Annotated in this window: 1 protein-coding gene; it reads left to right on the forward strand. The window is 34.7% G+C overall.

Annotation, left to right across the window (positions count from 1 at the left end; all coding sequences use genetic code 11):
* Window positions 1-1,056: 1,056 nt before the first annotated feature.
* A complete protein-coding gene (locus tag B3I52_RS01470; RefSeq protein ID WP_293297793.1) occupies window positions 1,057-2,193 on the forward strand; it encodes a tyrosine-type recombinase/integrase in 1,137 nt (378 codons plus the stop codon).
* Window positions 2,194-2,237 lie beyond the last annotated feature (44 nt).

Consider the following 2,237-nt stretch of genomic DNA (forward strand, 5'->3'; position numbering starts at 1 on the left):
AACGCGTAGTGTATTATCAATAAGATAATAAATAATTGATATACAAATGTTTGTATATGAAGTTTAAATCCTCCCCCTGCCCCCTCCAAGAGGGGGATATGCAAATCGTGTAGTTATACGCCATGTGTCCCCCTTTGGAGGGGGCAAGGGGGAGGAGAACTAACTAAATCAATAATGCAAACGGGTATTTACATTTAATTAAGCGAGTTTTAAACACAAGTCTTCTCTAAGCCGAATACGCAAGACTTGCACTCAATGTCATTAAGTTAAGCGTTGGCGGGGATGCCAACGTGTTAAATTTTCTTAACTTAATGAGATTGAGCTGGTGTTAAAGTGGGGTGTAAAAAAAACGGATTTTGTCGCATTTGTACTTATTTTGCCTTATCTGTCGGTTTTGTCGCATTTTGACGTTTTAGTAATGCTGGTTTACCGTCGGTCTATCGTCGGTCCACCGTCGGTGCTACGTCGCTGGGTAAGGATACTCTTAGCAAAGTTTATTGCACTAACAACGATGCGATATTTGAGGGCTTGGTTAAAATTTATCTAATAACCTGAGATTCTGTGTTAATAATTTGTTTATGCTTCTTTTGGGCTGCATCTTTGTTGCGTTCTTTGAGGTAGAAGCCTCGCTATCTCTTCAAAAGCACGCCTCGTTCACTAAAAACAAGCGATAAACATTTTCACAACATATCGGATAATGCGTTACGGCTTATTTTTATTAGTTTTTACGCTCTTATCTATAACAATACAGCAATACCGAACGCTAGTTAAATAACACTAAAATAACGAGTTAAATCAACCAAGCTAAGCATTTCAAAAATTTTTCTTGTTTATTGGATTTAATCCTATATTTGCATCTCGAAAAATCGGCGGGGTAGCTCAGATGGTTAGAGCGCAGGATTCATAACCCTCTCAAATAGACTCCATACCCTCTCAAATCAAACCTTTCCTATAACAATTTGGATTTTGATCCTCAGATGAACCACTTTTGCTGTCTTGTCTGGTTCTGTCCTCCTGCCCAACACTGGTACTGTTTACACATAATCATAAGTGTTTATGTTTACACCCCCACAAATCTCAACCAACAATGATATAAATTCTAGGTCTTGTATATTTTTTTACTATGACAGAAAACGCTATAAAATATACAATGGAAATAAGTTAAACCTACCAATATTCCCTAACCATGCAAAAACAATAAAGGAAAGAAATAAATTATTAAACAAGCTGCAACAAGAATTCCATAACGCCCTATTACAGGGATGGACTCCCTTGGAAATCGACAAAGAAGTGGTACAAATAAAGTTTGTTAAGGAAACTTTTCAAAATATACTAGTTGAGAAGCTAAATTCCCCCTACAGCAAGTTTTACAAGAGGGATTTAAAGAAAGTATGCGAACAATTCTTAGCATTTATCCCCGAAGCCTTATTGATAAGGGACATTAAGGATTTACCTCTAGAAGTTATAGAAAAATTCTTAAATCAATTTAAAACTTCTGGCAGAAATTATATGAATAAAAGACGTTCCCTTTCTATATTTTTCTCAGAACTGGTCAGAAAAGATTATCTAGGGAAAAACCCTATTACAAAAACCTCTAAACAAAAAATTAAGGCAAAACTACATGAAGTCTATTCAGAAGAAGAATTAAATATTATACTTGGTTTCCTTAAGAAAAACAACTATAATCTCTATTTATGCGCTTTAATAACATATGGTTGTTTATTAAGACCACATCAGGAAGTTAGGCAATTAAAGCTTAAACATATTAATAGCGATTTTACTCAAATACAATTATCTGGAGCAGAAAATAAAAGCGGAAAAATCAGAACTGTTCATATTCCAAGCTATTTAAGTGAGGAATTGAAGAACCATTTATATGGTATTGAGGATTTGGACACAAACATTTTTACCCTTACCTCTGGAGATTCATTTAACGATGATTATTTTAAAACCCAATGGTCTAGAGCCAAACTTCAGATGACTAAACTCGGTATTATTCAGCAAAATCAAACCTTGTATTCATTTAGACATACAGCAGTTGTTAATGTCTATAGAAAGACTAAGGATTTACATATAGTTCAACAATTGCTACAACATTCAAATATGATGGTTACCCTAAACTATTTAAGAGGACTAGGAGAAACCAACAATGAGGATTTGAAAGAAATGATGCCAGAGCTAAACTTAACTTAAAAAAGAATTTATCACTAAAAGGGGGCTGTCTCAAAAGTAGGCAG

Origin of the sequence: Pedobacter sp. UBA4863 (assembly GCF_002399615.1) — a bacterium.
In the GTDB taxonomy this organism is placed as follows: domain Bacteria; phylum Bacteroidota; class Bacteroidia; order Sphingobacteriales; family Sphingobacteriaceae; genus Pedobacter.